Raw genomic sequence first — 25,617 nt, 5'->3', positions numbered from 1 at the left:
CTTATAATGAAGGCGCATTAAGAATTGCTTCTTTTGAAGGTGGTAGACCTGGTTGAGCATCAGGAATTGAATCTAGACCTTCAATTTTGGTGACAACACCTGTGTTATCAAAGTAAATTTTTAAATGCTGTCCGTGTGCAGCAGGGATTTTTGCTTTTTTGGCATAAGTTCCCGGAATATAGTTGTAGATATAATCCCAACGCTCTGGGTTCATAGGGTCGGCAATGGTCGGGCTGCCAAGTAAGAAACGAACTTGTTGGTAATTCATGCCAGTTTGTACTTGGGATGCTTGTGCTTTAGTTAAAGGTGTACCCTGAGGGATATCGATTTTATATACACAGCCGGCGAGCAACGTACTGACGAGTAAGCTCGTCAACATTATTTTTTGCATTTTGCTACACTATCCAAATCAATTATGATGCATTTAATCTAGGGATAGATCATACTGCATCTAAACTCTGTTGCATATTCCAATTTAAAAATTGTTGAGAGACTTTTTCATGGCAATTTCAAACCAAGATTTACGTAAAGCTGGCCTTAAAGTAACCCTTCCAAGAATTAAAATATTGGAACTACTTGAAAACTCAAAACAGCATCATTTGAGCGCTGAAGACATTTATAAAACATTACTTGATCAAGGTGAAGATGTTGGTTTAGCAACTGTATATCGTGTATTAACACAATTTGAAGCTGCTGGTATTATTCAACGTCATCATTTTGAAAATAATCATTCTGTTTTTGAGATTATGCAAGAAGACCATCATGACCATCTTGTTTGTCAAAACTGTAATAAAGTGATTGAATTTACAAATGATGTGATTGAACAAGAGCAGCATAAAGTTGCCGAAAAATTTGGTTTTTCTCTAACAGGGCATTCTTTGAATCTGTATGGTTATTGCGATGCAGTTGAATGTCAGGAAGTATTTCGCAAGAAATAATTCTACATAAATATAACAATAAAAAGGCGCTTTTAAGAGCGTCTTTTTATTTTTAGAATGTCATCTCATATCGCTATATTATGATTTTTTGGTAAAAAATAGCGATGTTTAAAATATGATGAACCAGAAAATTAAAGAAATATTATCAATAAAATGCTGTAATCATATTCAAAAATTGATGATTCACGATGTGTTAAAGCACCTGATTTAATACTCAAATATGAATATAAAATTTAATATACAAAAAATAAAACCGAGCTAATGACTTAACTCGGTTGAATATGAAACGGTTTGCCTGTTTTAGCAATAGACCGTCATTGATATCGTTTTAGTGTAGCACAGTCAGTTGAGTGTAAACGCAATATAGGTAAGCTAAAACGACTAGTGCCACAACAGGTTCTACAATTTTAGCCCAAGTTGGAATTTCAGCGACAGTTGGCTCTGCAACGTGTTGATCTTGGTCGTGATGTGAGTGAACCATGTGATTAAACTCCTGAATGCTATCATCAAGCGATGCGGTATCTTCTTCAATAATTGGTTTTGAACCAACAAGTGATGTAAGTTGGTTGGTTCTCCATATCCAATCTTCCGCCTGTCCAGATAAATAGTCAATCTGATCTTTTAATAAATGAATCAGATCCCCTTGTCCTAAATGACCAATGTCGTCGAGCTGTTTCAGTTCTTTGAACTGTAATTCAAAGATATCACTGAGTAATTGTTCAAATTCGGCTTTGGGTAGCGTTGACTTGTTTTGTGGTGAGGTGGTTAAATGGCGAGCAAGTTGTTGAATATAAAGAGGGTCTTGTTGATGGATTTCTTTATAAAGCTGATCTGGGGAAACTTGTGACTCATGAATGAGTTTACCCAAAACTAATGCGTTTAGTTTCAGAACCAATGCATTTGCTTTTTCAGCTGTATATTGTTGAAAATGCTGAGGCTTTTGGATTTTAGTTTGCTCAGCAAAATATTGGAATAAATCAAAAGCCATAAGCACATCCTTTTTATTGTCAGTCTAGAATTCTGAGACTTGGTTTTTTCTTCTCTGGTTCAGGCTCACTTGAGCTGATCGTGTTTTGTTCTTGGTTGTGTTCTTCAGAAATATTGTCATATTCATTTGGATCAAAGAATAAACCTTGCCCATTTTCCCGTGCATAAACGCCCATGACAGCAGCTAACGGAACATAAAGATTTTGTGATACGCCACCAAAACGTGCAGAAAAAGTAATGGCATCATTGCTCATGTGAAACTGATGTACAGCATGTGGTGCAATGTTGAGTACAATTTGCCCATCCTTTACATACTGTACAGGAACCGTAGTGTTGGGCTGTGTTGCATCAACCAATAAATAAGGCGTAAGTTGATTGTCACAAATCCATTCATAAATTGCGCGTGCCAAGTAAGGGCGTGTAGGGCTTAAAGCAATTTCTTGTTCAGACATTCGACTCAACTCTTAAGGTTTTACAATAAGATCACTATACCTGTTTTTTTCTTGTAATGTCATGGATTTGACAAAGCTTGTACGATTAAAAATCCGTTGTGCATATAAAAAAATGGGGCGGCATTGTTGCGCTGGTAGCTGTATTCCCATCTCATTTAGACGGATTAAAATTGAGCCGAGCATACAATCTAAAATAGAAAATTGCTCTGACATAAAAAATGGAAAATGCTGAAAAAGTGGGGTGAGAGAGATAAAAGTATCTCTTAATTCTTTTTGTGCAGATTTTTTCTCGGTTTCATCGAGTGTATCTGAATGGCGGAGCATCTGGTCAACCAGACGGAACCAGTCTTGTTCAAAACGCCAGACATATTGGCGCTGCTGTGCACGTTGAACGGGCGCATCGGCATAGAGTTTGTTTTGTCGGTATCGATCATCTAGAAATTCAGCAATGATTGGGGCATGAAATAATTTGATGCCTTGATCGAGTAACATTGGAAGCTGATTGTATGGATTTAAACTGGCGAGGTCTTCATCATCATAATCCACAAGAACGAGTTGGTACTTGATCTGTTTTTCAGCCAATACGAAACGAATCCAGTGTGAACGATAGTCATTGCTATGACTATACAGGGTAATACCTTGATGTTCAGAAATTTCCAGAGCCATAAAATGATAAAAATAAGATGAAGGTTTAAGGATACTAAAACTACTTTGGAAAATCACGAACCGCTTGTGGTTTTACTCATATTTTTAGTTGTTTAGTATTTGTGCAATAAAAAAACCTCGGCAAAAGCCGAGGTTTTTGTCCAATTCGGAAAACGAATTAACGTTTAGAGAATTGAGGACGTTTACGAGCTTTACGTAAACCAAGTTTCTTACGTTCAACTTCACGAGCATCACGAGTAACGAAACCAGCTTGACGAAGAGCAGGTTTTAAAGTTTCATCAGCAGCGATTAAAGCGCGAGTGATACCGTGACGGATCGCACCAGCTTGACCACCGATACCACCACCAGCAACAGTGATGTATAAATCGTATTTTTCAGTTGCTTCTAAAAGCTCTAAAGGTTGACGTACAACCATACGAGCAGTTTCACGACCGAAATATTGCTCTAAAGTACGGTTGTTAATTACGAGTTTACCTGTACCAGCTGATAAGAAAACACGTGCAGTTGCGGTCTTACGGCGACCTGTACCATAGTTAGTAGCCATGTGCTGTTATCCCTTAGATGTCCAAAACTTGTGGCTGTTGAGCAGTATGCGGATGCTCGCTACCAGCATACACTTTCATCTTCTTGATCATTGCATAACCAAGAGGACCTTTTGGCAACATGCCTTTAACAGCACGTTCAAAGATTTCAGCAGGTTTGTGAGCAACTAACTTTTCGAAGTTAGTTTCTTTTAAACCGCCTGGGAATTCAGTGTGGCGATAGTATTTTTTGTCAAGAGACTTTTTACCAGTCACTTGTACTTGCTCAGCATTGATTACGATGATGTAGTCACCAGTGTCAACGTGAGGAGTGAAAGAAGTTTTATGCTTACCGCGTAAACGACGAGCGATTTCGCTAGCTAAACGACCAAGAGTTTTGCCAGAAGCATCAACAACGTACCAGTCGTGTTGTACTTCAGCAGGCTTAGCGCTGAGAGTTTTCATTAACTACATACCTATTATAGTTGGTTTGAACAAAAAGATGTCCAAACAGTCACGAGCACAGATTCTCAATAAGTTTATTTTGAATCAGAGCATCAATATAAAAATTGAGCGCACATTCTAGCGTAGTTTGTACATTCAAGAAAGGTATTTTCGACATTTTGTGGGCTTTTCTTTTTTGCGAAGCCGTTCAGCGTATAATATGCAGTATCATACGGCTGAACTGATCATCAGTAAGTAGGTAAATGTGCAACCTTTATATGTTACCAGTGGTGAGCCTGCGGGTATTGGACCAGATATTTGTTTAACACTTGCACAGCGTCAGGATGAACGTCCAGTTGTTGTTTTAGGGGACAAACATCTGCTGACAGAACGTGCCGAACAGTTAGGATTAGACGTGACTCTGGTTGACTATACGGGGCAACGACAGTCTTCTGAAGCTGGTATTTTGTATGTTGAACATGTGGCGGTTTCAAAAAAGGTTGAAGCAGGGCATTTAAATGCCAGTAATGCCAGTTATGTTTTGGAACAGTTAAGACGTTCGGCAGAATATGCGTTAGCGGGAAAAAGTGTTGGGGTTGCAACTGCACCTGTACAAAAATCGGTGATCAATGAGGCAGGCATTCATTTTAGTGGTCATACCGAATATTATCAGGAATATGCTGGTGTTGAACGAGTTGTGATGATGCTGGCCACCAAATCATTAAGAGTGGCATTGGCAACGACTCATTTACCTTTACGTGATGTACCCGATGCGATTACGCCGACGCGGTTACGTCAGGTAATTGATATTTTATTACATGACCTAAAAACCAAATTTAAAATTGCTGAACCACGAATTTTAGTGTGTGGTTTAAATCCCCATGCGGGAGAAGATGGTTATTTAGGGCGTGAAGAAATCGAGATTATTAATCCTGTTTTGAATGAATATCGTGAAGCAGGGCAAAAGTTAAGTCTATGTTTACCCGCAGATACGTTATTTACCCCAGAACATTTACAAAATGCAGATGCAGTTTTGGCAATGTACCATGATCAGGGTTTACCTGTGTTAAAATCTCAGGGATTCGGTGAAGCGATTAATATTACTTTAGGCTTACCTTTTATTCGTACCTCAGTTGACCACGGCACGGCACTGTCTCTAGCGGGGACATGGCAGGCAAAAAGTTCAAGTTTGCATGTGGCTGTTGATTTGGCTTTAACCCTAGCACAAACCTGTCGATGAACTGGTCTTTTGCGCCCCATAGCATTTCCTTATAGATGGGAAAAAATGGGTTATTCGCGGTTGCAACAGGCCGAATGATTAAAGTTTATATTTTGGAAAATTTCTATGTATCAAATTAATGCCCTAAACCCAAAAGATGAAGGGCATCAGGCACGTAAGCGTTTTGGTCAAAACTTTTTACATGACCAACGCGTGATTGCTAAAATTGTTCGTTCAGTTAACCCACGTGCGGGCGAAAATATCGTTGAAATTGGGCCAGGTCTGGCAGCATTAACTTCACCTTTGATTGGTGAATGTGATGCTTTGACTGTTGTGGAGCTAGATCGTGATTTGGCAGCAGGGTTGCCTGCACGTGTTCCACACCCAGAGCGTCTGAAAATTGTTGAGGCGGATGCGTTAAAGTTCGATTTCAGTCAGTTATTTGAAGAAGATCGTCCTTTACGTGTCGTGGGAAATCTTCCATATAATATTTCGACCCCCTTACTTTTTCATCTTTTAGAGTTTGGCTCTAAAGTAAAAGATATGCACTTTATGCTGCAAAAAGAAGTGGTGGATCGGATTACTGCCAAGCCAAATACCAAAGAGTATGGGCGTTTGTCGGTGATGATTCAGTATTATTGTCAGGCGACGTTCTTGTTTGAAGTGCCTGCGGGTTCATTCAACCCACCACCGAAAGTCACCAGTGCTGTTTTCCGTTTAGTGCCTTATGCAGAAAAACCTGTGGTTGCCAATAATGAACAGGCTTTATCTCGTTTGGTGGCACATGTCTTTACTCAACGTAGAAAAACCTTGCGCAATAGCTTAAAAGGCATGTTGGTTGAAGAAGGATTTGAGAAGGCAGGTATTGACCCGATGGCTCGACCTGAAACCTTGAGTCTAGCGCAGTTCGTTGCTTTATCTAATCAGATGGTTAACGCATGAGTAAACGCTATAATTATGTGATTGGTGATTTGCAGGGATGTTTTGAAGCATTAAAACTTCTGCTTAAAACCATTCAGTTTGATCCAGAACAGGATTTTATCTGGTTTGCAGGTGATTTGGTTGCACGTGGTGAGAATTCTTTAGGGACATTACGTTTTGTCAAAAAGTTGGTAGAACGTGGTGCTGCGGCAACAGTTCTGGGAAATCATGATTTAACCTTGCTTGCAGGCGCACGTAATTTAAAAGCGATTAAAGCCAAAGATCACACGCAGGAAATCATTGATGCGATTGACAGTGATGAGTTGATTGACTGGTTACGTCATCAGCCACTTTGTCTGTTTCCAAATGACAAAACCATTTTGACCCATGCGGGTGTGCCTTGTATTTGGTCGGCAGAGCAGACGGAAAAGCTGGCACAGGAAGTTGAGGCAGTTTTATCGCATGATGATTTTTCTGTACTCGATAGCTTCCTAAGTGAAATGTATGGCTCTCAGCCAGATCTTTGGGATGATGGTTTAGAGGGGAATGCTCGACTCAGAACCATCACCAACTATTTAACCCGAATGCGTCTAACCGATGCGACAGGGCGTTTAGAGTTTAGTTTTAAAGAATCATTAGATGACCCAATGCCGGCAGGGTTTCAACCGTGGTTTGAATTTGAGAGTTTAGCGACACAGACCCACCAGATTATCTTTGGGCACTGGGCAGCGTTGCAGGGACGGCGTGTCAAACCTCGTATTCAGAACACCGATGGTGGCTGTGTTTGGGGAAATAACTTGATTGCTTATCGTTTAGAAGACGAGCAAATATTTCAGGTTAAAAATCCGATTTAAAATAAAAAGCGATCAGAAATGATCGCTTTTTATTTTGTATGTATATCATCCTGAAATAAGGTTTTTATATAAAGAGACTGACTTCTAGATTAAGACAGGTTGGTTTAGTCACGTATCCACGTTTGTGTACGACCGAGAACCGAAACCCCTAAATAACCACGTAGATAGAGAATTTTACCGTTCGGACTGAGTCGTGCTTTTACGGTGTAAATCTTGCCTGTGAGAGGGTCTAGGATTTTGCCGTTTTCAAAAGTGTTGTTCCCAACATATTTCAGGTTATGAATAATATCTAAGCCTAAAATAGGTTTATTGGTATAAGGTGCAGGGCAATTGACACAGGTTTCTCTGGGGGTATAGCCCGGACGCGGTGTGATCTTGACAATCTTACCTGAGTAGATTCCCTCACTTTGAGGGGTAATTTGGATAAGCGCTTTGGATGAACCGGTTTTATCGTCAATGTTCTTCCAAAGTCCCTGAATCTCTGCGGCAAAAATCAGATTGCTGCATGCAGATAATAATAAGGCAAATAATATTTTTCCTTTCATGTTCTATCCTCTTGAAGATGGGGCATTTTCTTCATGTTATTTTAGGTGAGATTCCTTCTCATTAGTAGTTTATGCGAACTAAATTCTCATTATTGAAGCAAATGAAATGCAAGTGGTAGCCAAATGGCAGTAAACACGCCATTTACAGCCATACCAAAAGCCGCATAACGTCCTGCAACAGGGCCACGTTGCCATGCCTGAACCGTACCAATCGCATGTGCAGCCAGTCCTAAAGCCAAACCTGATGCGCGTTCATCATGGATATTTCTTAGAATCAATGATGAAAAACTTGCACCAATTAAACCAGATAAAATCACAATTAAAATCACCAGACTAACAGGCGAACCGACCAGATTGGCAATATTAATGGCTATCGGCGTTGTAACAGCACGGGTGGTAAATGCTAATACGGTTGGGTGTGCCATATGCAACATATAAGCTAAACTCACGGGTAAAACGACGGCACTAATGCTGGCAAAGCATAAAATCCCCGAGAGTGATTTCAATGGTAAATCATCATAGCGCATTGTTGCTAAAGGAATCGCTAACGCAACAGTCACATAACCGAGTAAGCGAGCAAATACGTCGTGTGTACCTTGTGCATAGTGTTCATAAGGCAGTTGAACAATGCTTAAAGTAGCAATTACGCAGAACATACCAATGACAAGTACAGGGACTCGAGAAAGATATCGATTCAGCCATTTGGCAAGGAGATAGGAAATCAAGGTGATCGCAAAGGATATAAAAATAAGTAACATGGCATCTTCTCCTTGTTATAGCCAGTGCTTAGACATTTTTGCATAAACCCATAAGGGAATAAGCGTACTGACCGACAAGATCAAAAGAAAAAGCGGGATTTCTTTACCCATATGCACCAGTGTGAGCAGTGAACCTGCACACACGGGCAAAAAGGCAAGGGCGCTTTCACGCATGATTTTATTATTGCTATCGACAAGCCGTAGCGAGATGGGTTTGAATCTGCGCCAAATGAGCATACAAGCCAGCAGAGAAAGTAAACCGACCAGATTGCCTAGCTCTGGAAAATGAAATTGGGTCATGATCCAGAGTGCGCCCTCTCTAAAAATGATGATTAAGGCAATATTTCCAATCCATGCCTGCCAGTCGATTTTATGTATTCCATTCATGAGCAACTTCACAATGACATTTTTAATAAATGTGATTTATCAAGTTTTAACCCATCTTTGTTTAAATTTCAAACGCTTCAAGTGGGCGTTTAAATTGACTGGCTCGTTCACCTAAGATTTCATCTAAAGATAAATTTAACTTTTGAATGAGTTCTTTTAATTTTTGAGGTGCAATGATAATGCCTAAGATTAAATTTCCCTCATTATCATAGTGTTCAGATTGAATGACATTCAGGTTGTAAAGCTGTGTCCGAAGTTTTCCATAGTGGGGTTTTAGTGTGAGTTCAAAGGACTGAATTTGCCCCATTAAACATTCCTGAACGGCTTGGCGTAATAAGTCCAAGCCTTGCCCTGTATGGGCAGAAACATAGACCCGTTCTGGTTCGTCTGGCGCAGCATAGATAATTTTTGCTTCATCACCACTACGGTCAATCTTGTTATAAACCCGTAAAATTGGAACGTCAGCCCCAATTTCTTTAAGAACGGTTTCAACCGCTTCAATTTGTTCCAGCATGTCGGGGCTGCTGCTATCAATGACATGCAGCAATAAAGTCGCTTCTAAGGTTTCTTCTAATGTGGCTTTGAATGATTCGACTAAAGAATGAGAAAGATTGCGTACAAAACCAACAGTATCTGCCAGCACCAATGTTCCAATACCATCCCAGTTTAAACGACGTAAAGTTGGGTCGAGTGTGGCAAAAAGTTGGTCGGCAGCATAGACATCGCTTTGTGCTAACAGATTAAACAGGGTTGATTTGCCTGCGTTGGTGTATCCGACCAATGACACGGTTGGAATATCTGCTTTTTTGCGGGCAGCACGACCTTGAATACGGGTTTGGCGAACTTTTTCAAGTCTGCTCTTGAGCTGTCCCATACGGATACGAAGTAAACGTCGATCTGTTTCGAGTTGTGATTCACCAGGCCCACGTAATCCAATCCCACCTTTTTGACGGCTAAGATTGGTCCACCCACCCACCAAGCGTGTTGAAAGATATTCAAGCTGTGCAAGTTCGACCTGTAATTTCCCTTCATGGGTACGGGCGCGTTGGGCAAAGATATCCAGAATCAGACCTGTACGGTCAATCACACGACATTTGAGGACTTTTTCCAGATTTCGTTTTTGGGCAGGCGAGAGTGCATGATTAAAAATCACCAGATCAACTTCAAGCGCTTGAACAAGTTCAGCAATTTCTTCGGCCTTGCCCGAGCCAATAAAGAATTTTGGATCAGGTTTAATACGCTGGGCAGTGACGATTTGCAGAATCTCTGCCCCTGCTGATTTTGCGAGAAGTTGAAATTCTTCGGCATCAAGATCATCCAGTAATTGAACAGATACATTGACTAATATGGTTTTTTCACCACCTTGATGTCGTTCAATATATTCCACTTCGCTAGCACTCGCCTGATTTGTCTAAAAATCTATTGTAGATAAATCTTTAACACTAGGCGAGCGCTAGGCAAATTTTGTGAAGATGATTCAATATAAATTTTTGATTTATTGGGCTTAAATTTTATATAACTCAGATTTAAGCGAGCTGTAAAAAAAGCTGGTTAAGTAAAATAAACGCACCTGAGTATAAAATACTCCAACCGATAATCCATTTGAGGAGATGAAGAGCAGGTTTGAAATGACTCTTCATGGTTACAGAACTGGTGACGGTGTTCATAGCATTCTCCTTCAGCTATGTGGGCATGTTTTTATAATAGGCAAATGATCTGTTGAGATAAAATTGAAAATAATTATCATTACATTCGATTATTTGAATGAATCGTGCAACTTTTTTTGCACAATAAATGTATCTCTTTATAATGAATAAAAGATTTTAACGCATCGTCCAGATAGATTATGACTCAACAGCCAGCTCAGCCATCAGAACAACAGAAAAAGGGACTTTCTCGGATATTTCACTTTGCTAAAAAAATTGGAAATAGTGTTTCCGCAGTTGGCGAAGGGTTTTATGTCGTTTATCGTCATCAGCTTTATAAGCATCCCAATGCGCCAGAAAATACTCGCTATGTGCAGTGGTTTTGCCGCCGTTTGTGTCAGGTATTTAATATTGATGTGCAGCTTCATGGCTGTTCGGCAGAAAGATCGCCTGCGCTGTGGGTCAGTAATCATGTGTCATGGCTCGATATTCCAGTATTGGGTTCTGGCGCGCGGGTGTTTTTTTTGGCCAAAGCCGAAATCGAGCAGTGGCCGTTGTTAGGAAAGCTTGCCAAAGGCGGCGGTACTTTATTTATTAAACGCGGGTCTGGTGATTCTGTTCGTATCCGAGAAGAAATTACCCAGTTTTTAAAGCAAGGGATTCCCGTTTTGTTTTTTCCAGAAGCTACCACTTCTGATGGAACATATATTAAACGGATTCATGGGCGTTTATTGGGCGCTGCAATCGAAGCACAACGACCTGTTCAAATTGCCCTGATTACTTATGTGAATCAGCAAGGTGAATTGGATCAAACTGCCCCTTATTTTGGTGATATTTCGTTTGCAGACCATGTTAAGCGTGTTTTGGAAATGCCAAAAGTCACAGCGCATCTGATGTTTTTACCCAGAATTGATGTGACAGGCAAAACGCTTGAAGATTTAACCAAAGAAGTGCAAGAAAAAATGCAGCAAGGTTTAGAAGAGCTGCATAATAAAATTTTGAAATTAAATCAGGAAGATGAAGCTGAGAAAATATGCCCAGTTTCATAGCCTGAAATGAATTACATCATGCCTTCGATGGGTAACCATGAGACGAACTGTAATCCTGCTTTTTGCCACCATTTCATTTTAGGTTCTTGCTGGTAGATCTTTTGAAATTGTGGTGTTTCTCGTATCCACTGAATTTTCTGTTCAGGTGTGAGTTGTAGTTGATAGCTATATTTATCAATGTCGTGGTTCATGGTGGTATGAATTGCGGTTGCAAGGCTAGTACTATTTAGTAAGACACCAATTTCTGTATTGAGCTTTGCAGAACGGGGATCGAGATTAAATGAACCAATAAAGACTTGTTTATCGTCAATGGTCATCATTTTTGCATGCAGGCTTGAACGACTCAGCCCCCGTAAGCTCAGTTTGGTTTTTTTGGCAATTTCCTTGGTGACTGGGTTTAATGCAATGCTGTCTAGCACAGGTAAAAATTCATATAACTTGACGCCATTCTTGAGCAGTTCAGGGCGATATTTTGAATAAAATGCATGTACTAGCCAAACGTCATTGGCTTTAAAAGAGTTGGTCAGTACCCGAACTTCTATCCCTTTTTTTGCCATATCACTTAACACTGCCGTGCCTTGTTTTTCAGGAACAAAGTATGCCGAAATAATATCTATATTATGTGCGGGAGGGTCGATGTCGTGTGCAAGCTGTGTCGTTAAATATTCTTCAGGTTTTGCCTGATTGCGTATTTTATTTGGGGAGTCTTTTACAACAACGGCTTTTACCCAGTCAAACTCAATACTTTTATTGAGCCATTGATCAAAATCACGCGAGTGATTGGCTAAGTTCAAATAGTTTTGTACGGTAATTTTTTGATAATGTGCATCGAGTTGCTGTTTTAGGCTTTCATAACGTAATTGATGTTTCTGAGGATTAACAATCTGCCGAACAGGATAAGCATAGGCGTCATTCCAATAATCATCAAAAGACTGCGAAATATCATGGACGGCACTTCCAACTAACAGCACATCGATATCTGAAAACTGGTAGTTATCACTGGCATTATAATATTGGTTGCTCATGTTGCGCCCACCAATCAAAGCCACGTGCCCATCGACAATAAAACTTTTGTTATGCATTCGACGATTAATACGCTTTAAATCTAAAAGCATATCCATCGCCCGAAAATTTCGAAAACGATAGGGGTTATAGAGTTTAACCTGAATGTTTTGATGCTGATCGAGCGCTAGAAAAATGCCTTCCATTTTCTTGGCATTATTGTCATCAATCAGTAAACGGACTTTGACACCACGGTCTGCAGCTTGAATAATATTATGGAGTGCCAGCGCACCAATATTATCATTGTCCCAAATATAGTATTGTAAGTCTAAAGACTTTTGCGCTTTGTTGATGAGACTGAGTCGTGCTGAAATGGCCTCAAGTGGGTCATAGAGAACATGGTATCCTGTTAAATTCGGATTTGCCTCTTCTAATGGGCGGATTAACTCGGCAAGGTGTGTATGCGACGTGTCGATATCGTTTGCATGAACAATCGGCTGCGGATATTGGGGCGGAAGGGTATTACACGCCGTTAACCCAAGGGTTAAACTGAATCCCAAAACAAGCGTACGTGCCGATTGGAAACTTCTTTTCCGATAAAGATGCTCATTTGAGGTTTGAAGTTTTGCCATAAAATCTCAATATATTAAACATAATCGCCCAATCACGAGCACCTTAGCTGCGAATCATACCCCCCAATTTGAGAAGTTATATGTGGAATTCTAATTCAATTGTTTTTATTTTTTATATAATTTTTATTGCCATCGCAATCTGGGGGATTGTACAGGCATGGATGAGTCAGTCAAGAACAGAAACCATTCATCCCTTTAAGGCATTTGTGCATTTATTGGTATTTTATGAATCGTATCTGCTCTTTCCGTTAGTCCTTTTTGCACCTTATGCAGGTTGGGTAGGGCAATTCAGCTTACATCAATCAATTTTTATTACCATATTAAGCTGTGTGCTTATTTATGCCCGCTTTATCGAACCACATTATATTCGGGTACAGACCACACAGTATCAGCTTAACCCTGAACAGTCGTTTCATCGACCATTTAAAATTGCACTGATTGCTGATCTGCATATCGGGCTTTTTTCGGGGCATGAACGACAGTTGCAGCAAATTGTGAATAAAATTAATCAGCAACAGCCCAATATTGTGGTGGTGGCAGGGGATTGGACGTATGAACCTGAAAATACATTGGCTGATGAATTGTTTATGTTAAAACAGATTCAAGCCCCTGTGTATTCGGTGACTGGTAATCATGACGAACAATATCCCGGCCCACCAATTCAAGGTCTACTCAAACATGCCTTAACAGCAAATCAGGTATTGGATATAGAAGGGCAAATTGTTGAATTTGATGAGTTTCGCTTAATTGGGATTGGGGACTTGTGGGCAGGTAAAACCGATATGCGGGATATGCCTGATTTACCACAAGATAAACCGTGGGTGATCTTGTCGCATAACCCTGACACTGTAGATATGGTGCCGCCGTTACCAACACGTCCGTTAATGTTGTCTGGACATACGCATGGTGGGCAAGTGGAGTTGCCGTGGCTCACATCGTATATGATGAAACGGGTGTCGATTTCAGGACATAAAAAAGGTTTGTATCAACATGATAATGCCGATGTTTTTGTGACGGTGGGCACAGGGATGGTTGGAGTTCCTTTTCGTTTTCGTGTACCACCTACGGTGGATATTATTGAGTTGATTTAATTTAGATTTTTTATCAAGAAATGGATGTGAAGTCTAAGAATGGTTTAAAACTGATCATCATTAAAGTAATGACACCTGTTCCCATGGTGATCGTAAACCTGTTAGGTGTAAAGTGCCTGATAATATTGATTTTATCTTCAATTTTATAAAAAGATAAATTTATATAAATTAAGAATTAGAAATCCTAAGATGCACACCAGAGGCTTTACTCAGAATTGAAAAATGAGAATAGTTTTTCCATTTTTTGTTAAAAATTTCAATTATCTAAGCATTCTATTAACGATAAGGTTAGGTCAATAAAAAAAGGCAATTCAGTGGTGAATTGCCTTTTTTATGATGAGAATCAGGCTGGTTTAATGTGCTTCATCCCAGTTATGTCCTTGTCCCACGTCAACAATCAGTGGCACAGAAATTTCAAGTACAGACTGCATCGCATCGGCAATTTGAGGTGCAAGCTCGGCTGCCCGATCTTGGTCAACTTCAAACACCAATTCATCGTGGACTTGTAACAAGAGTTTTGCATGTTGCTGTGGCAGCATTTTTTGGACTTTAATCATCGCCAATTTAATGATATCCGCAGCACTACCTTGCAGTGGTGCATTAATTGCAGCACGTTCAGCCGCCTTACGCACCATCATGTTTTTGGCATGAATGTCTGGGGTATATAAGCGACGACCTAACACGGTTTCAACAAAACCTTGTTCTGCTGCAACTTGGCGGGTGCGCTGCATATATTCATAGACACCTGGGTAACGATGAAAATATTGCTTGATATAGTTCTGTGATTCTTCACGAGTAAAGCCAAGTTGACGAATCAAACCAAATTCAGACATACCATAGAGCAAACCGAAGTTGACGGCTTTGGCTTGGCGACGCTGGTCATTGGTCACATCTTCGAGTGCGATACCCAGAACTTCGGAGGCTGTTCTGCGATGAACATCTTGTCCATGTTGGAATGCGTGGAGCAGGGCATCATCTTGTGAAAAATGTGCCATTAAACGCAATTCAATTTGTGAATAATCGGCAGCCAGTAACACACGTCCTTCTGGTGCAATGAACGCTTTACGAATTTGACGACCAATTTCACCACGGATTGGAATGTTCTGTAAGTTTGGATCGGATGATGACAAACGACCTGTCGCCGTAACCGCCTGATGATAACTGGTGTGTACCCGCAATGTTTCAGGATTGGCCTGTTCAATTAAACGGTCTGTATAGGTACTTTTGAGTTTAGCTAAACCACGATGCTCTAAAATTGTTTCCGCAATTGGATGTTCAATTTTTTCTAACACACTCTCGCTGGTACTGTACTGACCTGTTGCGGTTTTTTTGCCGCCTTTAATTGCCAGTTTATCAAACAAAATCTCACCGACTTGTTTTGGCGATGCCACATTAAATGGCTGACCTGCCAATTCAATGGCTTTGTCTTCTAATGCCTGCATGGTTTTAGAAAACTCACCGCTTAACTGGGTTAAAAATTCAGGATCAAGCAAAATCCCGTTTTCTTCCATTTCGGTGAGGACTTCGGCAACAGGCATTTCAATGTTGTGCAAGATATTCACCAACTCAGGTGCGCTTGCCAGTTTTTTAGATAAAACTTCGTATAAACGATAGGTCACATGAGCATCTTCGGCAGCATAATGTGCGGCAACTTCAAGCTCAATCTGGTTAAAGGTTTTTTGTTTGGCGCCTTTACCCGCGATTTGTTCAAAAGTTGTGGTGAGATGGCTTAAATACAGTCGTGCCACATCATCCATACCGTGACGAGTAGCAGTCGAATTTAAAATATACGATGCCAACATGGTATCGAAATACCAGCCTTGTAAATGAATGCCATGATTTTCAAAGATATGCGCATCATATTTTAAATGATGACCAATTTTTTGAACGGACGCATCTTCTAAAATCGGTTTGATTTGTGCCAGCACTTGTTCCCGATTCTGTTGTTGTGGCGCATTTTCATAGTCATGTGCCAGTGGAACGTAGTAGGCATCTTGTGCATCAAATGCGATAGAAAAACCGACCATCTGTGCATGGCGATAATCTAAAGAAGTTGTTTCGGTATCTATGGCAAAACGCTTTTCGGTTTGCATGCGTTTGAGCAACTTGTCCCAATCTGCATCACTTAAAACCGTGTGGTAGGTCGCTTGCCCGAGTTGATCATCTTCACTGGTTTGTTGTGCATGATCTTCGGTTGCTGTTTCAGTGGCAGCAACCACATTATTTTCAGTTGGCTGACTGCGTTTATACGTCTGATTATCTGGATTATTCGGATGGTCTAACGACTGTAACTGGTTACGGAACTCAAGTTCAGTATAGAGTGAGCGTAAGCTGTCTACATTTGGATTACTGAGTTTTAAATCATGCCAATCTAGGTTTAATTCAAGGTCACAGACAATACTGGCCAATTGATGGTCAATGGTAATGTTTTCAACACTGTCTTTTAAGTTTTGTCCGACACGACCTTTAATATTGTCGACATTTTCAAGAATACGTCCTAAACATTCATATTCATTGAGTAATTTTGCCGCAGTTTTTGCACCGACTCCCGGAACGCCCATAATGCCGTCTGAGGCATCGCCCATTAGGGTAAGATAGTCAATAATTTGATGTGGCCAAACGCCAAACTTATCAAAAACACCTTGAACATCGAGCACACGGTCTTTAAAGCTGTCTTCGAGTTTTACTTTTTCAGTGACCAGTTGTGCCATGTCTTTGTCACCAGTCGAAATTAAAACCTCATAACCTTCAGCAACGGCACGATGAGTCAATGTACCAATAATGTCATCGGCTTCTGCACCCGGCAACATATAGAGCGGAATTCCCAATGCACGAATCAGGGCGTGTAAATATGGAATCTGTTGAGATAATTCTTCTGGCATGCTCGGACGATCCCCTTTGTAAATCGGGGAAAGGGCGTGACGAAAGGTCGGTTCAGGCGTGTCAAAAATCACTGCCATGTGCGTAGGTTGCATACGACGCATGAGTTTCTGAATAGCAGAGATTGCGCCACGTACCGCATTGGTATGTAACCCTGTCGAAGTGGTTAAAGGGGGAATCGCATGATAAGCGCGAAATAAAAAATAAGACCCATCGACCAGTACAAATGGTGGCATTCTCGAATTCCTAAAACAATATGTCGGCTATTTTACGTTAAAACGCAGCAGAATGCAGGCTACTAAAAATTGAAGATTTTTGTAGCGAGTTTTCTCTGCTGAAAATGAATCAGGTAACATGATTAAAAAGGAAAAGAGCAATGCCTGTGGGACAGATCTTAAAATCTAAAATGTTACTCTTGTTTGTCTTGCTGTGGAGCATGGTCAATTTTATGGCATGGAAGTGGCAGCAGCCGTTGATTGCTTTGGTGGCATGGGTGGGATTGGCTGCTTATTTCTTTAAATTTGTGTTGGAAACACAGCATCAATTATCTAGTTTAGAGCAACGCTTACAGCAGCTTGAGCATGGTGTATTACCACAAAAAACAGCACTCCCCGATGAAATACCAGTTCTATCTGTCGACACTGTAGCCCCACTTCAACCTGTGGTAGAGCCATCGATTTGGGGGCAGCTACAAACAAAATTTCTCAACTGGATGCAGCATGGCAATCCGATTTTAAAACTCGCCATTGTGGTGTTGCTGATTGGTGTGGTGCTGTTATTGCGTTTTGCCAGTGAATATTGGCAGTTGAGTTTAGGTTTACGGTTAAGCCTGATTGCAGGTGCAGCAATTGCAACCACAGTCGCAGGCTATGTCTTACGCGGTAAAAATTTAAATTTTGCGATTGCCCTGCAAGGGCTTGGTTTGGCGGTTGTCTTTTTAACTCTTATTTTTGCCTACCATTTTTCAGTGATGGACAGTCTATGGCGTGCAGGTGTTGTTTTATTCTTACTGTTAGTAAGCACCATTTTCCTGAGTTTAAAACAAGATACGATTTATTTGGCAGGGCTAGCGCTGGGCATGGCGTATCTTGCGCCGTTGCTGATTCCGCAATATCAACCCGATACGGTATTTTTATGGTGTTATTATTTGGTGGTGAATATTGCAGTTGCAGCCATTAACTTTTTAAAACCGTGGAAAATTTTAAATCATTTGGCTTTTTTTGCGACGTTGTTTTTAGGTGGGCAGGCGATTTTACGCCAAGAAGTGCTTGAGCAAAAAAATCTTTTGGATGGATTGTTGTGGGTACATTTATTGTTATTCATCTGGTTAAGTGTCCGTTACAGTCAGTTGCAAGTCCGTCAAAATGAAAAAATGCAGCAACACAATGCCACATTGGATGTCGGGCTGATTTTTAGCGTGCCTGTGTTTGGTTTTTCTTTACATGCCATTTTAATGCACCCCAAAACACTGCCTTTAACATTAGGTGCTTTGGCTTTAGCCATGATTTATGCGGCATTAACTGTGTGGATTCATCACAAACAAAAAAATCTGACCTTGTTGGGGAAAAGCTTCCTGATCTTAGCCATGACATTTTTTGCATTGGCATTTCCATTGGCAAAAGGGGCGCATTGGACAAGTCTAGGATGGGTGATTCAGGGCACTGCACTGATTGTTTGGGGGGTAACCGAACGCTATCGTTTTAGTGTGTTTGTTGGTCAAATCTTAGTGGTACTCAGCTCATTTGCACTGTTCTATCAAATCGCAATGGATGACGTTTTTCCTATTTTAAGTAGCCTCATCTATGCCATTTCCCAATGTATTGCGGTATATTACCTCTTGCGTTATGTACAAGATACCCAAAAAGATCATCCTCGAAGCGTTGCATTAAGCAGTATTTTCTTGGGGTTGGCACTTTATAGTTTTGCTTTAACTGGTGTACATTTTTTTGCATGGCAGTCTAAAGGCGAATTAGGTTATGTCTTTTGGGCAAGTGTTGCTTACGCTGTATTTTTTCTCTTTCTTCGGTTTAAAACCGATTTTCATTGGCAATTACAACAAATCTTGGTTTCGGCAGGGCTGGGTATTGGCTTATTGAGTGTGGTGACAGCACAAAATTTAAGTTCAGGTTTTAATTGGAATTCAGGGTTTGACCAATGGCTATTTCTAGGGACTGCTTTACTACAAAGCACATTGATTTTTTTATCTCAGGCAAAACACAGTCCGTGGTTACTTGAACGTAATCTTTGGTTTATCCAATTGTGGTTAGTTCTTGCCTTGGCAGGGCTTAGTCTGTTGAGTCATGCGCCAATTTTGGCTTTAGGACTATTTCCGACACTGTTGACATCGGCAGCAGTCTTTAAAAAACAGCACCCTCTGTGGGTGCAACCTGCAATTGGTATGTTGAGTGTGGCGTGGTTGCTGTGTGTCAATTATAACGTGGTGGCAGCGACACAATATTATGGATTGAGTTTGATCAACCCTGTCGATGTACTTTCTTTGACCATGTTGATGAGCATCTTATGGCAAGTCTTTGCAGTAGAGAAATCAACCCGTGCGACAACTCGTCTATTTAAAGTTATTAGTGTCATCACTGCATTGTGGGTGTTGAGTAGTGTTGTGGTGCGGATACTGCATCATACTTTGGCAACGCCACTGTGGCAGCAAGAGATCTGGACAAATGGCATGGTGCAGTTAAGTCTGACTTTGCTTTGGGTGATTCTTGCCAGCATTTTAATGATTTGGGCAAGTAAGCGATATTTTAGGGAGATCTGGATTATTGGTGCTGCACTTTTGGTGATTGTGGTCTTTAAATTGGCATTATTGGATTTAGCGCAGACAGCAACACTCACCCGTGTAATTTCCTTTATTGGGTCAGGCGCAATCATGCTGGTTATTGCATATCTTGCACCATTGCCCCCAAGCAAACCCGATCAGGCTTAGCAATTTATTTATGGGATGCCTTATCAGCGAGTAACAGCATCCCATATTAAATTTTAATAAAACTCATTCGGTTGCGCAGATTGAGTTTGCGCACCGACAAAGCCAATTTTAGGAACCGGAATTTCAATACTATTGTTCACAAAAGCATTGCGAATCCGTTCCTGTAAGGAGTCCTTGACCTTGCCATAATTTTCTTGTTGGCACCAAACTGAAAATAATAGCTCAATTGAGGACTCACCAAATGCTGTAACCGACATTTCAGGTTTTGGTGTTTCCAAAACAAGTGGATGCGAATGTGCTGTTGCTAAAAGTACATTACGGACTTTGGTCAGATCTTCATGGAAACTGACGGCAAGTACAATTGGAATACGCCGTATGGGATATTTGGATAAGTTCATAACAGGCGTTTTGATGAGTAATTCATTGGGTAAACGCACATAAAGATTATCAAGCGTTAATAATTTTACCGAAAGCAAATCAATAGAAATCACTTCTCCTTCAATCAGCTGACCACGAATTAAAGTCAATTGAATCGTATCGCCAACTTCGAAAGAACCTTCACCAATTAAGAACAGACCACTGATCAAGTTGGTTGCAGAAGTTTGAGACGCGAAACCCAAAGCAACCGTCAAAATACCCGCAGCGCCCAAAAATACACTGACTTTGAAGCCTGCTTCTTTTAAGCCTGCAATAATAAAGAAAATAAAAATTGTGTAAAAAATACCGCGTCGCCAAACCATACGCTGATGCGCATTAAATCGAACACCCAAAGTCCGAATAAAAGTATTAGACACTAAGCGAGCAATGACAAACCCGATAAAACACAAGAAAGCGGCAACCAGCAATTCACTGATTCTTTCTAAATTAAAATTGGTAAAAACCCCTTTTAAACTTGAAATAATATCCTGAGGAATTTGAGTTTTATCCATAAACCCTCCTAGAAAAAAGAATCAAACATATGGAAAAGGGCACTCTCTGGATAGCGCGGGGCATGCATATAAGTGACTTCCCCTGCACGAGGAGGTGTGCGATTTTCGATGCGAATACGAGGAGAACGGTCAAGTGATTCATGGATCACTTTAATATGAGATGTCCACAAACGATGCGTACTTTCACTATAAAAAAGAGGTAAAGCAGGGACAGGAACATTCATACGGTCAAAACGTAATAATTCATGACTGCTATTATGAAAAATAATCGGTGTTACGGCACGAAAGGCGCGTGGCTGTAACTGCTCTAATTCAGTTCGACCATCAACAGCAGTTGCATAACACAACTCACCAGTTCGCTTATCAGGGCCAAACCATGTATCTTTAGGACGAATGACAGGAAGATCAAACAAAGGATCTTTTTGTCCTTCGGCAAAACCAGAAATCCATAATGGTGTGCTGATATACAATAATCCCCGTTGTCCAGCAGGAATATACATCGGATCGACAGGGCGAATGACAACCGAACGATCTGCCAAACGTGGCATCAATGTAAAGGTATTACACATCTTTCGGAAGATATAGCGTTCTACATGAATAGGTTGAGGAAAGGCAAAATCAGGCTCTAATATTTCCGCCCAACTTTGTTCACCATCGAATTGAACATCGGGGCGGTGATATTCCATGCGCCATTCTTGAAATCCACGCGTCAGACGGAACAACAAGGAACCAAAACGCCATGCACGTGTCTGATGAGGTTCAAAATGGAACTCACCCCACCATTTTATATTGGGTAAGTTATTCTCACTAACAAAATCATCCACTGCCACGATACATTATCCTTATGATTGAAAAAATCAAAGAAATGAAAATATTACAAAGCTTAGTTGCAATGAGTATACGTGAATATTGGTAGAGATTTAAGATGAAATCAAAAGGAACAGCTTCAATCAAACAGAAGAAATACAGAAGTGTTTATGATGTTTAATATTCTAAGCGTCTGCGATGTTGCATAAGAGGCATTGATGTACGGATTTTTTGTTGTTCTTCACGATCAAAAAGAACCGTTGTAAGCTGTAAACCTGATTCTTCAACAATAGATAAAACTTTACCGTCACTATTGGTTACGCCCGCATGACCCCAAGTCTGACGTTTTTCGCCATGCCAACCTTGTTGAGCAGCACCGAGAACTTGGCACTGACTATCTAAAGCCCGAGCTTGCAACAGCAATTGCCAATGCTTTTGTCCAGTTGTATGGGTAAAGGCAGCAGGTGCTGTTAAAATATGCGCACCTTGATGACGAAGTGTTAAAGCAAGTTCAGGAAAGCGTAAATCATAGCAAACCATTAACCCAATATTGCCAAAAGGTGTTTTTACAACAACAGGCGTATCACCTGGTTCAAAATGCTTAGATTCTTGATAACCGCCAACCCCATCACCCACCTGAACATCAAACAAATGGATTTTGTCATAACGCGCTTCAGTACCTTCAGGGCTAATGCACAAACTGGTTGTACGTACCCGACCATCGGGTATAGGCGAGCCATCAGGACGAAAAGGGCAAGGCAGCGTACCTGCTACAATCCAGATATCATAACGGTGAGCAAGAGATTCAAGCCGTTGTTGAAAAAATTCAAATTTTTCAGCGGTCTCTCGCTGTTTGCCTGCGGCAAAACAAATAAAGTTTTCTGGAAAGGTAATACAAGATGCACCTTCAGCTTTACTCTGTTGAATCATGCGCTCTACATCAATGAAATTTGCTTCAATATCATTCTGAGAATTCATTTGTACAACAGAAAGTAAAGTCATGGTGGACATCCTTGATTGATCAATTATCCGTGATGAGATTCTGTGACAGTTTCTTGTTCGTCTAAATATTCTTGTTGTTTTTCAAGTTGTTTTACAAGGGGTTCAAAAACATTTTGGTTACTTTCATTGAGCTTCATTAGCGTTTTATGAGCGTCTAAAACAGTCTTGAGCATTTTTTGCTGCGAACCATTTTCATCAGAAGACATGGTGTGTGTACAGACCACCGAATCTCCACAGTTTAAGATAATGAAAACCTGCCCAAGTCCCATACTGTTGGCTAAAGTCGTAATATCTGGATTCGTTGACAGCATAACCGCTTGAATATTATGCACTTGTTTGAGTTTAATCCCTAACTTTGCCAAAATACCCAAAATAGTACTGTCGATAAAAGTCGTTTGCGTAAGATCAACGACAGCACCGACAACATCTTTTTGTTGTTCAATCTTGCCCAAGAGTTTGTCTAGACTTATACAAGATTGCGCGCGTACTTCTCCCACAATTTTGAAGAAATACGTACCATCCAAACTTGTATATTCAACATGACCTGTTGACATATATATGCCATTTTTCGAGAAGGATTAGAAATTATCCCATAGGGGAAAAACAGACTCAAGAGGGGGCACCAGTAAAAAACAATAAAAACCAGCTATCATTTTGATTTTAAAATTATTTCATTCTACACAAACTTAAGATTGCAATATCATCGGCAACATGCGCAGGTGCTTTAAACGTATGACTTTGTAGCTTTTCTACAAGCTGTTGAAATTGTTCGTTTAAACCACCATTAAAAGGCTCTAGGGCACCATCAGAACATACAATAAAGCGTGAATTTCGACTCAAAATACATTCAAACTCTTCAACTTCTAAATCTTCCGTCAAACCTAAAGGAAAGCTACTGGTATTTAAAATTTGGGGTGGTTGATGTTCGTCAAACAAAATAGCGGGAGGGTAATGTCCAGCACTCGACCAACGCAAATGATGATTCTCAAAATTGAGAATTCCTGTAATCATCGTAATATGTTTTTCGATATTTTCCTGAACCAGCATACCATTGAGTTTTTTGATCAATTCTCGAGGCGTTTTTGAACGACCATGAAATGCTGCCATCCACGATGTCAGTAAACTACTGGTGACACCATGTCCTGAAACATCAGCTAGATAAAACATGATTTCTTTATCGCTAATTTTCCAGTAATCATACCAATCACCAGATAAATATGCAGACGGCTTAAAGAAAGAATCAATTTTATAATTAGGAATATCAATAGGATCGGGTAAAAGTTTCTTTTGCAAAATTGCAGCCGAAGGAAGATCACGACTATCCTGATTCCGTTTATATTGCGCATCAATTTTTGTTAAGGCCACAACTGGATTTTTGGGTAAATTATGCCAGATCCAACCTGCCAAAGCACCTTGCTGCCAAGCTTCAGCTAATGCACCACCTTCATGTTCAAATGCTAAAACAATTGTCGGTAAGCTCCATTTTAGCGTTAAAAAATCCTGAACATCAGCAATAGCGATAATACTCTGATCATAAAGATGGATGTCCTCAATATGGATCATTTGTAGACTCGGTAAAGCATCTAAAATCTTATCTAAATGCGGTATTGGGCGAGTTGGTTGAATGAAATACATAAATAAGAGAACAATCCTTGAACAATATGCTTAAAAAAGAATTGTGATTATTTATCACAATTCATAAAGAAAAAAGTTCTACTATTAATTTGATGAATCATCGCCAATAAACGAAACTTGATCTTCTGTACCTTTGCGCTGAGCAATCTGGAACTGCTTATGTTGTAAATAAGCATCACGAATCGCTGCATAACGATCACCCTGTAAGGTACTATCAATATCTAATAAGCTACTACGTAAATCAATAGCGCCTAAAGCGGCATCGCCCCAGTAAACACCTTCATGATCATCAAGAAGATATTTTTGCAATTGGGCTTGAGTGTCAACAGCAAAACCTAACCCATCCCGAACAGTACTTGGACCGAGGAATGGCAACATCAAATATGGCCCAGACGGAACACCATAATAACCCAAAGTCACCCCTAAATACTCAGGTTGAGCATCTAGGTTCAAACGACGAGCAGGATCTGCCAACCCAAGTGTAGTTAAGGTATTAATGGTAAAACGCCCTAAGGTTTGAAGCGCTCTTTTGGGTTTCCATTGAATCATTTGATTGGTCGCATTCCAAGGCTCACCAAGATTATCTCTAAACTGGCGATAAGAACCTCGAACTTCTGCTGGAATTTTTTGTTGGTACTGTACAGCGACAGGACGAACAATATGACGATCTAAATAATCATTAAACCCAAAAATTTTACGATTAAAAGACTGTAAAGGATCTTTAATTTCATCTGGCTGGGCCGCATTCGCATCGACTTTAAGTGTAGTTATCGTTTTATGCGTAATTTCTTTTAACTTTAAAAAAGGAGACGTATGCGTTTTTGTGGTGATTGTGGTTGTTATCGTTGAGGTTTGCGTATCCGTTGTTTGCGTTGATGTAGATACAGCATCATCTGTCCAGCCAACACAGCTTAGACTAAATAGACATAACGCAGACCCGAAAATAGAAAGTTGATGCATAAAATGCTTCCACAAATAATAAATGTTCTGACATTGCTTATTTTATAGCATGAAAAACAAGAAAGGGGAGATGGTTTAGACCAGAAGGGTAATGAAATATGTAAAATGAAAATAAGATAAGAAATAAATAAAAATAAAAAACGATAAAAAACATAAACTTAAAAAATAAGTGTATTAAAAAAGATCAGACGACAAAATAAAATTTATAAAAAGCTTGTATTGGAATGAGAATACTGTAGAATGCACATCCATCGGCGGTGATGCAGATAAAAACTTGTTGATTAACAAGGATTTAGCTTGATAGTTAAATTTTTAGATTGATTGGATGAGTTTTAAAAAATATCGAAATTA

The 25,617-nt window shown here is 40.2% G+C and carries 25 protein-coding genes; 7 read left to right on the top strand and 18 right to left on the bottom strand.

The annotated features are described in order from the left end of the window. Position 1 precedes the first annotated feature (1 nt). Positions 2 to 391: an outer membrane protein assembly factor BamE gene (locus ABDV70_RS12395; RefSeq protein ID WP_343598162.1), complete on the bottom strand. Its 390-nt coding sequence runs from the start codon at positions 389 to 391 to the stop codon at positions 2 to 4. Positions 392 to 500: 109 nt separating this feature from the next. On the opposite strand from ABDV70_RS12395, the gene fur reads away from it, so the two are divergent. Beyond that, positions 501 to 938: a ferric iron uptake transcriptional regulator gene (fur, locus tag ABDV70_RS12390; RefSeq protein WP_343598160.1), complete on the top strand. Its 438-nt coding sequence runs from the start codon at positions 501 to 503 to the stop codon at positions 936 to 938. A 328-nt stretch (positions 939 to 1,266) separates the two neighbouring features. Here the strand turns inward: fur and ABDV70_RS12385 are convergent, their stop codons facing one another. From ABDV70_RS12385 to rplM, 5 genes are all read right to left on the bottom strand, one after another. Then, a complete protein-coding gene (locus ABDV70_RS12385; RefSeq protein ID WP_343598158.1) occupies positions 1,267 to 1,926 on the bottom strand; it encodes a hypothetical protein in 660 nt (219 codons plus the stop codon). A 19-nt stretch (positions 1,927 to 1,945) separates the two neighbouring features. Beyond that, positions 1,946 to 2,377 carry a ClpXP protease specificity-enhancing factor gene (locus ABDV70_RS12380; protein ID WP_343598156.1) on the bottom strand — a complete coding sequence of 144 codons (432 nt, stop codon included), beginning with the start codon at positions 2,375 to 2,377 and terminating at the stop codon, positions 1,946 to 1,948. 12 nt (positions 2,378 to 2,389) lie between these two features. Next, positions 2,390 to 3,043 (bottom strand): glutathione S-transferase N-terminal domain-containing protein, encoded by a 654-nt coding sequence (locus ABDV70_RS12375; RefSeq protein WP_343598155.1) that lies wholly within the window; start codon positions 3,041 to 3,043, stop codon positions 2,390 to 2,392. A gap of 157 nt (positions 3,044 to 3,200) precedes the next feature. Continuing rightward, positions 3,201 to 3,587, bottom strand: a complete 387-nt coding sequence (rpsI, locus tag ABDV70_RS12370; RefSeq protein ID WP_068974925.1) for a 30S ribosomal protein S9 — start codon at positions 3,585 to 3,587, stop codon at positions 3,201 to 3,203. A 13-nt stretch (positions 3,588 to 3,600) separates the two neighbouring features. Next, entirely contained in the window at positions 3,601 to 4,029 is a 429-nt protein-coding gene (gene rplM, locus ABDV70_RS12365) for a 50S ribosomal protein L13 (protein WP_343598152.1), read from the bottom strand. A gap of 244 nt (positions 4,030 to 4,273) precedes the next feature. Between rplM and pdxA the strand changes: the two genes are divergently transcribed. The 3 genes from pdxA to ABDV70_RS12350 all read left to right on the top strand — a co-directional run bounded on the left by pdxA (position 4,274) and on the right by ABDV70_RS12350 (position 7,002). Continuing rightward, entirely contained in the window at positions 4,274 to 5,248 is a 975-nt protein-coding gene (pdxA, locus tag ABDV70_RS12360; RefSeq protein WP_343598151.1) for a 4-hydroxythreonine-4-phosphate dehydrogenase PdxA, read from the top strand. A 105-nt stretch (positions 5,249 to 5,353) separates the two neighbouring features. Continuing rightward, positions 5,354 to 6,169 carry a 16S rRNA (adenine(1518)-N(6)/adenine(1519)-N(6))-dimethyltransferase RsmA gene (gene rsmA / locus ABDV70_RS12355; RefSeq protein WP_343598150.1) on the top strand — a complete coding sequence of 272 codons (816 nt, stop codon included), beginning with the start codon at positions 5,354 to 5,356 and terminating at the stop codon, positions 6,167 to 6,169. Then, the gene (locus ABDV70_RS12350) at positions 6,166 to 7,002 is read left to right on the top strand and encodes a symmetrical bis(5'-nucleosyl)-tetraphosphatase (RefSeq protein WP_343598148.1); all 837 of its coding nucleotides are present in this window, start codon (positions 6,166 to 6,168) and stop codon (positions 7,000 to 7,002) included. Before rsmA ends, ABDV70_RS12350 begins: the two co-directional genes overlap by 4 nt. Before the next feature lie 104 nt (positions 7,003 to 7,106). Here the strand turns inward: ABDV70_RS12350 and ABDV70_RS12345 are convergent, their stop codons facing one another. The 4 genes from ABDV70_RS12345 to hflX all read right to left on the bottom strand — a co-directional run bounded on the left by ABDV70_RS12345 (position 7,107) and on the right by hflX (position 10,079). Beyond that, the gene (locus ABDV70_RS12345; protein WP_343598146.1) at positions 7,107 to 7,547 is read right to left on the bottom strand and encodes a DUF2147 domain-containing protein; all 441 of its coding nucleotides are present in this window, start codon (positions 7,545 to 7,547) and stop codon (positions 7,107 to 7,109) included. Positions 7,548 to 7,636: 89 nt separating this feature from the next. Beyond that, entirely contained in the window at positions 7,637 to 8,305 is a 669-nt protein-coding gene (locus ABDV70_RS12340) for an LrgB family protein (protein WP_343598144.1), read from the bottom strand. Between the two features lie 15 nt (positions 8,306 to 8,320). Continuing rightward, positions 8,321 to 8,692: a hypothetical protein gene (locus ABDV70_RS12335; RefSeq protein WP_343598143.1), complete on the bottom strand. Its 372-nt coding sequence runs from the start codon at positions 8,690 to 8,692 to the stop codon at positions 8,321 to 8,323. Positions 8,693 to 8,753: 61 nt separating this feature from the next. Next, complete coding sequence (gene hflX / locus ABDV70_RS12330; RefSeq protein WP_343598138.1) at positions 8,754 to 10,079, bottom strand: ribosome rescue GTPase HflX; 1,326 nt, start codon at positions 10,077 to 10,079, stop codon at positions 8,754 to 8,756. Between the two features lie 459 nt (positions 10,080 to 10,538). Here hflX and ABDV70_RS12325 point away from each other — a divergent pair, with 459 nt between their 5' ends. After that, positions 10,539 to 11,387, top strand: coding sequence for a 1-acyl-sn-glycerol-3-phosphate acyltransferase (locus tag ABDV70_RS12325; protein ID WP_343598136.1), 849 nt, complete (start codon positions 10,539 to 10,541; stop codon positions 11,385 to 11,387). Between the two features lie 11 nt (positions 11,388 to 11,398). Here ABDV70_RS12325 and ABDV70_RS12320 read toward each other — a convergent pair whose 3' ends face one another. After that, positions 11,399 to 12,949, bottom strand: coding sequence for a phospholipase D family protein (locus ABDV70_RS12320; protein WP_343598182.1), 1,551 nt, complete (start codon positions 12,947 to 12,949; stop codon positions 11,399 to 11,401). Positions 12,950 to 13,101: 152 nt separating this feature from the next. Between ABDV70_RS12320 and ABDV70_RS12315 the strand changes: the two genes are divergently transcribed. Continuing rightward, positions 13,102 to 14,112: a metallophosphoesterase gene (locus tag ABDV70_RS12315; protein WP_343598134.1), complete on the top strand. Its 1,011-nt coding sequence runs from the start codon at positions 13,102 to 13,104 to the stop codon at positions 14,110 to 14,112. Positions 14,113 to 14,465: 353 nt separating this feature from the next. Here the strand turns inward: ABDV70_RS12315 and polA are convergent, their stop codons facing one another. Next, the gene (polA, locus tag ABDV70_RS12310; RefSeq protein ID WP_343598132.1) at positions 14,466 to 17,228 is read right to left on the bottom strand and encodes a DNA polymerase I; all 2,763 of its coding nucleotides are present in this window, start codon (positions 17,226 to 17,228) and stop codon (positions 14,466 to 14,468) included. 140 nt (positions 17,229 to 17,368) lie between these two features. Here polA and ABDV70_RS12305 point away from each other — a divergent pair, with 140 nt between their 5' ends. Then, on the top strand, positions 17,369 to 19,933 hold the full coding sequence (locus ABDV70_RS12305) for a DUF2339 domain-containing protein (protein ID WP_343598130.1): 2,565 nt from the start codon (positions 17,369 to 17,371) through the stop codon (positions 19,931 to 19,933). Between the two features lie 53 nt (positions 19,934 to 19,986). Here ABDV70_RS12305 and ABDV70_RS12300 read toward each other — a convergent pair whose 3' ends face one another. From ABDV70_RS12300 to ABDV70_RS12275, 6 genes are all read right to left on the bottom strand, one after another. Continuing rightward, positions 19,987 to 20,862, bottom strand: coding sequence for a mechanosensitive ion channel family protein (locus ABDV70_RS12300; RefSeq protein WP_343598128.1), 876 nt, complete (start codon positions 20,860 to 20,862; stop codon positions 19,987 to 19,989). Positions 20,863 to 20,870: 8 nt separating this feature from the next. Next, the gene (locus ABDV70_RS12295; protein WP_343598126.1) at positions 20,871 to 21,692 is read right to left on the bottom strand and encodes a hypothetical protein; all 822 of its coding nucleotides are present in this window, start codon (positions 21,690 to 21,692) and stop codon (positions 20,871 to 20,873) included. A gap of 154 nt (positions 21,693 to 21,846) precedes the next feature. Continuing rightward, the gene (locus tag ABDV70_RS12290) at positions 21,847 to 22,671 is read right to left on the bottom strand and encodes a carbon-nitrogen hydrolase family protein (protein ID WP_343598124.1); all 825 of its coding nucleotides are present in this window, start codon (positions 22,669 to 22,671) and stop codon (positions 21,847 to 21,849) included. A gap of 23 nt (positions 22,672 to 22,694) precedes the next feature. Beyond that, entirely contained in the window at positions 22,695 to 23,225 is a 531-nt protein-coding gene (gene gigB, locus ABDV70_RS12285; protein ID WP_343598122.1) for an anti-anti-sigma factor GigB, read from the bottom strand. 112 nt (positions 23,226 to 23,337) lie between these two features. Next, positions 23,338 to 24,306, bottom strand: coding sequence for an RsbU family protein phosphatase GigA (gigA, locus tag ABDV70_RS12280; RefSeq protein WP_343598120.1), 969 nt, complete (start codon positions 24,304 to 24,306; stop codon positions 23,338 to 23,340). An 84-nt stretch (positions 24,307 to 24,390) separates the two neighbouring features. After that, the gene (locus ABDV70_RS12275; protein ID WP_343598119.1) at positions 24,391 to 25,266 is read right to left on the bottom strand and encodes a VacJ family lipoprotein; all 876 of its coding nucleotides are present in this window, start codon (positions 25,264 to 25,266) and stop codon (positions 24,391 to 24,393) included. Positions 25,267 to 25,617: the final 351 nt, after the last annotated feature.

The sequence above is a fragment of the Acinetobacter sp. genome, assembly GCF_039596015.1.
Lineage (GTDB): Bacteria > Pseudomonadota > Gammaproteobacteria > Pseudomonadales > Moraxellaceae > Acinetobacter.
Note: the sequence above shows the minus strand (reverse complement) of the source record. Positions and strands in the feature narration are given on the sequence as shown.